The sequence below is a fragment of the Gracilibacillus sp. JCM 18966 genome (genome assembly GCF_055392695.1).
In genome coordinates, this window is sequence record NZ_AP043882.1 from 1 (window position 1) to 7,456 (window position 7,456).

The following is a 7,456-nucleotide window of genomic DNA, read 5'->3' on the forward strand; positions in this document are numbered from 1 at the left end:
CTGGTGGTGAAGGTGTGGGCTACCACGATCTTACTGCTGGTAATACGGGAGGAGAGTTCCGTGAAGATGATGTAGATATGAGAGTACACCCAGACGGTTCTTATAATATTGGGTGGAATCAAAAAGGAGAATGGTATAAATATAATGTAAATGTAAGTGAAGGTGACAACTATACGTTGGATATGAAGGTTGCCACAACTTTTAAAGATAGCCAGGTAAGATTATGGCTAGATGATGAGATTGATTTAACAGGAGTAATAGATATACCAAGTACAGATAGCTGGGACGACTGGTCAAGTGTCATTAAAGAGAACATCTCATTACCTGCTGGAGACCATACGATTACAGTAGAAGTTGTAAATGGCGAGTTCGATTTTCATAGCTTTCGGTTTTATCAAGGGCCGAAAGAAGAAATGGAAATAGAAGGGGAGTATACCGCAAGCCTTGGAACATTCGCAAAATCGGTTATCGGGGAAAAAGATTGGAAAGATTACAGTGTGGAAGCAGATATTAATTTAGTGGATGGCAATGGTGAAGCCGGATTAATTTTTAGAGTAAACAACCCAGCCGATGGAATCGAATATAATCAAAACAGATCAGACTTCATGCAAGGCTATGTAGCCTATCTAGATGAAGATGGGGTGCATCTAGGAAAACTAAATTATAATTGGGAGTATTTGGATGGGGTGAAGATATCTGGTATAAAGGATGAGTGGCAGCATATGAAGGTAGAAGTGTTAGGATCCAATATTCGTGTATATGTAGGGGATATGGAGACCCCGAAAATTGATTATGATGATCATAGTGTCACGGCAATTAGTCATGGGAAAGTTGGGGTGAAAAGCTTATTTAGTAACGCTAAAATTGACAATTTCCTTGTAAAACCTATAGATATTAATCATCTTTCAATTGAGGAAATACTCAAAACAAATGAGAAGCTCGGTAACCTAAGTACACCCTTGTATAGGAAATTATACAATAAATTAAATCAATCACAGCATCATATGGACAAAGGTCGGATCGGACAAGCAACAAAGCACCTTAAGGACCTACTAATGAATCTAGAAAGAAATAAAGAAAAAATGGCTTTCCGTATTTATGAACAATTAAAATATGATGTAAATTATTTGATAGAATATTTGCAAAATAAATAAGAAATATTTTAGTTATTAATCCTTGTGCTAATTTTTCTTAAGACCCCACTTCAACATTGGGAAGTGGGGAATCTCTGTCAGAAAATGTCCAATGGAAGATTTCATTTAATGGGAGGTTAGGAAAATGAGTGGATTTAATGGGTTAGGAATGGGCTTAGGAAGCTTATCGAGATTATCCAAAGCGAAAACAAGGTCGATTAGTGCAGAAAACTTTGATGGGGGAAAAGGTAGAGGGGGAATGGCAACAGAAGGAACAGGTGCAGAAGCAGCAAGAGACTTAGGTCAAGGATGGAAGGTTTCCCCGTCTGTGATGTTGAAATCGAACACTTCTTTTACGATTGCTAATATAGAAGGGCCTGGTGTTATCCAGCACATTTGGATGACTACTTTCCCAGCACATTGGCGCGATTTAATTATCCAAATGTTCTGGGACGATGAAGATCATCCCTCCGTCGAAGTTCCATTTGGTGATTTTTTCTGTAACGGATGGAACGAGAGATGTCATGTTAATTCGATACCGATATCTGTTAATCCTGCTGGGGGAATGAATGCCTATTGGGAAATGCCGTTTAGAAAGTCAGCAAATATGAAGGTCGTTAATCTCAGTGATCAGGAATTCCCTCTATATTATCAAGTGGATTATAGCTTAACTGACATCCCAGAAGATGTTGGGTATTTTCACGCACAGTGGAATAGGAGTAATCCGTTGGCTTATAAAGAAGTTCATACAATTGTTGATGGAATTATGGGTCATGGTCATTACGTAGGTACTTATTTGGCATGGCAAGTAAACAGTAATCAATGGTGGGGCGAGGGAGAGATTAAGTTTTATATGGATGGAGACGAGGATTTTCCGACGATATGTGGAACTGGGACAGAGGATTATTTTGGCGGTGCCTGGAATTTTGAACAACCAAAAGGGGAGTATGGTCAATATTCAACAGCTTTTTTAGGTATGCCCCAAGTGATTAAACCTGATGGGCTTTACCGAGCGAATCAACGATTTGGAATGTATAGATGGCATATCATGGACCCAATACGCTTTGAAGAAGATTTGAGGGTAACCATTCAAGCTCTAGGGTGGCGTTCAGGAGGAAGGTACCTCCCGTTGCAAGACGATATTTCTTCTGTAGCTTATTGGTATCAAACGGAACCGCATGGGGATTTTCCAACACTACCTAATAAAGATGCGTTGGAAATTATTTAGATGGTGAATAAAAATCTTCTATTACGTTACCTAGCTATAAACCATCTATAATTTGCTTATTTTTTTGTATAACCTATGATAGAATGAATACAAATAAAAACTGGAAGCTTCAATTATAAATGGGAAATAGGTAGCCGTAAAATAGAAGGTGGGCATAGACTATGTTAGTTGCAGAAAGACACCAACGCATTGTGGAGGAAGTGAATCAGAAAAAAAGTGTGCGGGTATCAGAATTATCTGCACTTTTCTCCGTAACAGATGAAACAATCAGAAGAGATTTAGAGAAGCTAGAAAAGGAAAAAAAGCTAGCCAGAAGCCATGGAGGAGCTGTAAGTATTGAACCTTCTTCAGATGGACCAGAGATTCCTTTTCAAGAACGGGAAATTACTCATGTAGAGGAAAAGAAACAAATAGCAAAAGAAGCGGTAAAACACATTGTAGAGACCGATAAGATCTTATTAGACGCTAGTACAACCGCTTTATATGTTGCCAAAAATTTACCGAATATACCCATTACCGTTTTAACTAATTCGGTGAATGTTGTCTTAGAATTAAGTAAAAAACATCATGTAACGGTTATTTCAACTGGTGGGACGTTACTTGCCCGCTCCTTTTCATATGTCGGTCCCCTAGCAGAGCGTTCGATTGATTTATATCATGTGAATAAGGCATTTCTTTCTTGTAAAGGGATCCATTTCGAAAAAGGCATTAGTGAGTCCAATGAACAACAGGCACGTGTCAAACAGAAGATGATCGAGATTGCAGATACGACTTATATATTAGCAGATCATCATAAATTTCATCAACAAGCCTTTGCACATGTTTCGAAATTAGATCAAGTTCAACGGATTGTAACAGATAGCCAAGTGGATGAAGAGGATGTTCATCAAATAGAAGAATTAGGATTACAAGTGATCAAAGCCATTACTTAACTTGTAGAGACACTTAGTAAGAAATTACTAGGTGTTTTTATTTGTCGTAATATGATAGTATAATAGTATCATAACTTAGGTTATCCGATAAACAAAGTCGCGGAGTGATAGAATGCTCAAACATATTAAAAAGTGGAATACATTAAGAAATCAATTACTAGTCGTCTATTTATTCGTTATCTTACTAGTACTAATCATAGTTAGTGCCATTACTTACATTTCGGTAGAGGATTTGTTACAAAATAATGCAGAAGAACAAATTAGACAAACGGCTATTGAATCAAGTGGCCGTTATGATTCTTTATACGAGCAATTAAATATGGTAACGAAACAAGTAATTACGAATGAAGAAGTACAACATACCCTATTCAATGAAACAAGAGGAGATACCATTACATTTGACCAAAGACAATCCTTAATGAATACCGTGAATCTAATTCAAGCAAATGCGGATGGTATTTATTCCATCGAAATTTATACAAAAAATTACGAGCGTGTCATCCCGATTGATTCTACGAGTCTAGTTGATAGGGTAAATAAAAAGTGGATTACAGCTGCCAATGAAGCAAGAGGGGGATTAATCTGGCTTGGTGAAGACCCATATGACGAAAATTATTTTTTGGTTGGTCGTCAAATCAACTTAGTCGATCGGAATTTTCTTAGAGGTGGTTACATCCTTGCAAGGATAAGCAGAAGTCATTTTCAGCTTAATCCTACTAAGCAGGAGGAGGGGCTCAAGGATTATACGGTGGTGTTAGATGAACAGAATAGACCAATCGTTTCTAATTTTAATGGAGATAGGAATCGTTTACTGCATACGGATTCGGACAGGCTCATGATCGATGATGAAGAATATATGATTGTACAACATACCTCAGAACTCACAGGCTGGACCACTTATATGTTAACACCTGTTAGGCATCTAACCAATGGGATGTCTACCGTTCAGGCAGGGATTGTAGTGGCAGGAATAATTGGTATTATGATTTTCTTAGTATCCTCCCTCAATAAATTAATATATTCTTAGAATTTCATCGTTTTCCTTCCAATATCTCTTGATTACTTGAAGTCCATGATAGGCCACTTTACTATTATTTATAAATCATGATAAATATGGAATTCAATCGTCATACTTCTAACAAGGTATCGGATTTATTTTCCATTAAATGGTTATTGGTGTATGATCGCACAATGGATCTCCACTTGCACATGGCGGTGGACCCTCCCACGTCTCTCGGCGTCAATGCGCGTAAATTCCTTCGTTCGACCTGACCATGGTGGAGGCCGGAAATGCTCCTATAGTGGGTCGTTGCCCTGATGGATGTAATAACGACCGGCTTCTCCGTGCTTCAATTGTCAAAAGTTTGGTTGTAAACGTTGGTTCTATTGTTACTTATGCAACTTCCTGTATATTCGAAATCATGGGAATATCCCGAATCATTCGTTCTTCACTGAATGCGCAGTTACGTGTCCCTAATAGGAAAAATATCTTCACGACTTTTCTGCTTAATGCGACAAAGGATTGCTTGCCTGACAGTGGATTATGGGACCGATAGCGATAGTAATGATGCAATTGTTTGAATCCTTCATTGTGTAACGATAAGGGTCTTGCCACTTGATACAATAAGTTTCGCAGTCTTCTACGCCCTCGTTTGGTGATAGTCGTCTGACCCTTGAAATAACCTGATTGATTCAATTTTAAATTTAATCCCGCTAATTTAATGATTTGGCGTGGATCTTGATAATTTGTTAAATCACCAACTTCAGCAAAAAAACCAGCCACGGTAATGGCGCTCACACCTTTGATTGTCATCATCTGATCAGCACCAGGAATATGGAGAACGAGTTCTTTCAGTTGTGCTTCAAGAGCGATTCGTCGTTCTTCCAACGCCTTATACTGATCCAGGAGATAACGGATCTCTTGGCGTCCCATGCGCAAGCCTACTTGTAAGCCCACGCTATGCTTAGCTGCTTCTTTTAAGGCCTGAATTCGTTTGATTCCCACTGCTCGAGTTGCGGCCTGTTTGACTTCCAGAAGTAAGCTTTCTTCGGATGCTGCTCGTATATCTTCTGGCAGATAACCCTTATCTAATAAATGAAGGGCAGCCTTTCCCGTCCAATCTTTAAAGACCGTCAGAAACTCTGGAAAATAGCGATCCAGTGCATTATGCATTTGTGCCTTTATCGACGCGATATCCTCCTGGATCATGTCATAAAGCTTCATGCCTTCCCGCAATTCCGCATACACATCCTCGGGTAACGTTGGTTCGTGGTAACGACCGTCACGCATGACCTGTGCGATGACTTTCGCATCTTTGGTGTCATTTTTCGTTGGAGAATCGTCGTCCATTTCCTTGAACCGTTTTACCTTCATCGGATTAACAACCACCACGGGAATGTCTCGCGCCTTTAAATAATAAGCGAGATTCAGCCAATAGTGGCCAGTCGGTTCCATTCCAATTAACAGATTAGGTCGGTTGTGTTTCTCGGACAGGTTTTGAGCCCATTCTATCAACTCCAGAAAACCTTGATAGGAATTAGTGAACACTAGTCGTTTCACTAAATCTCGCCCACGATCATCTATCGCTCGGGCTACATGTTTGCGTTTGGCCACATCCACCCCAATAATTAAGGTTTGTTCATTGACTTGCGCTATTCGTTTATTTTGTGTAAAATCCATACTAGAAGTCCTCCTTCGGTACTTAATTCGAGGTCATGCATGACACTCTCTATCGTACCAAGGGGGCTTTTTTTATGCATTTCTCAGATTCGGCTATTTTTCCTCAAATTTTCTTATTACAGGAATGCTCCTATTTTTTATCTACGTTTATCACCAAGCCGATTACACGATTAACGAAAACAATGCGTGAAGCAGGGGAAGGTGTGCTTGCACAGAATCCTGTCATTCCATCAACGAACGAAATAAATGAATTAAATCAAACCTATAACCAGCTAGCAGCTGAGACGAACTATCTTGTGCAAATGGTCTATGAAAAAGAGCTATTAAAGAATAGAACAGAGCTGAAGGCATTACAAGCACAAATTCACCCACATTTCCTTTTTAATACATTAGATGCCTTGTACTGGTCATTAGATGAGAAGGAAGAAGAGGAATTAGCCAATGTTGTACTAGCGATGTCAGAGCTATTCCGTTATACGATTACAAAGGAAAATGAAGAGGAGTGGGTAATGATTAAAGACGAACTAGCCCACATTGAAAGATATATGGAAATCATGCGCATGAGATTTGGAGATCGATTAAATTGGGAAAAGGAAGTAGATTTTCAATGGTTAGATGCAAAAATTCCGAAGCTGATGATTCAGCCAATCGTAGAGAATGCGATATTACATGGGGCTGGAAATGTAGTTGGCCCATGTCATGTGACGGTTAATATTGAAAAAACGGAGCTAGAAAATCGATTGCGTATTTCAGTAATTGATAATGGACCAGGTATGAATCAAGAAATGCTTGCACATGTCAACAGCCTGATGAGTGGTTATCACAAAAACAAAAGAGGTTCAGGACTAGCTTTATATAATGTTCAGAAGAGACTGAATTTATTTTTTGAAGAAAAGGAATATCAGCCAATTGTGATTGAAAGCGAAGAGAAAAAGGGTACGAGGGTTAGCTTTGAAATTCCGATAAGGAGCTGAGAGTGAATGGAACGAAAAGTGATATTAGTAGTGGATGATGAGCCTAGAAGTCGCCAAGGGATAAAAAAGACAATAGAGAGAAACGCCATTGACCGATACGAGGTACTAACGGCAGAAAATGCAACAGAAGCAATCAAGCAAATTCATCAACAAAAGGTCCATGTTTTAATAACAGATATTCGCATGCCTGAGGTAACAGGACTAGAGATGTTACAGCAATTAAAGGAAAAGGCCCAAGATCCAGTAGTAATCATTATCTCTGCTTACTCTGAATTTGACTATGCTCATCAAGCACTGGAGCTAGGTGTGGTCAATTATTTGTTAAAGCCGATTGCGAAAGAAAAGCTAATGGAAGCAATCGAGAAGGCGATAGCAATGGAAGAAGAATTAAAAAGAAGAGGGATGGTAAAGAGAATCGTAGATGAAAAATGGATGGAAGTAAGCAATGAAACATCCTATAACCGAGCCGTAAAAGAAACGATCGCCTTTATTGAATCGCATTTTGCTGA

The 7,456-nt window shown here is 39.0% G+C and carries 7 protein-coding genes; 6 read left to right on the forward strand and 1 reads right to left on the reverse strand.

What is annotated here, in order from left to right:
- The 4 genes from ACZ5N5_RS00045 to ACZ5N5_RS00060 form a co-directional block, all read left to right on the forward strand.
- A partial coding sequence (locus ACZ5N5_RS00045; RefSeq protein ID WP_464372417.1) for a carbohydrate-binding protein occupies positions 1 to 1,154 on the forward strand: 1,154 nt, incomplete at its 5' end.
- Between the two features lie 124 nt (positions 1,155 to 1,278).
- Positions 1,279 to 2,361, forward strand: a complete 1,083-nt coding sequence (locus ACZ5N5_RS00050; RefSeq protein WP_109984729.1) for a glycoside hydrolase family 172 protein — start codon at positions 1,279 to 1,281, stop codon at positions 2,359 to 2,361.
- Between the two features lie 161 nt (positions 2,362 to 2,522).
- Positions 2,523 to 3,293, forward strand: a complete 771-nt coding sequence (locus ACZ5N5_RS00055; protein WP_109984730.1) for a DeoR/GlpR family DNA-binding transcription regulator — start codon at positions 2,523 to 2,525, stop codon at positions 3,291 to 3,293.
- A 112-nt stretch (positions 3,294 to 3,405) separates the two neighbouring features.
- Positions 3,406 to 4,320 (forward strand): hypothetical protein, encoded by a 915-nt coding sequence (locus ACZ5N5_RS00060; RefSeq protein WP_464372418.1) that lies wholly within the window; start codon positions 3,406 to 3,408, stop codon positions 4,318 to 4,320.
- 366 nt (positions 4,321 to 4,686) lie between these two features.
- On the opposite strand, the gene ACZ5N5_RS00065 is transcribed toward ACZ5N5_RS00060, so the two are convergent.
- Positions 4,687 to 5,973 (reverse strand): IS110 family RNA-guided transposase, encoded by a 1,287-nt coding sequence (locus tag ACZ5N5_RS00065; protein ID WP_464372419.1) that lies wholly within the window; start codon positions 5,971 to 5,973, stop codon positions 4,687 to 4,689.
- A gap of 74 nt (positions 5,974 to 6,047) precedes the next feature.
- Between ACZ5N5_RS00065 and ACZ5N5_RS00070 the strand changes: the two genes are divergently transcribed.
- The gene (locus tag ACZ5N5_RS00070; protein WP_464372420.1) at positions 6,048 to 6,947 is read left to right on the forward strand and encodes a sensor histidine kinase; all 900 of its coding nucleotides are present in this window, start codon (positions 6,048 to 6,050) and stop codon (positions 6,945 to 6,947) included.
- A gap of 6 nt (positions 6,948 to 6,953) precedes the next feature.
- Positions 6,954 to 7,456: response regulator (locus ACZ5N5_RS00075; protein ID WP_464372421.1), on the forward strand; the 503-nt coding region annotated here is incomplete at its 3' end.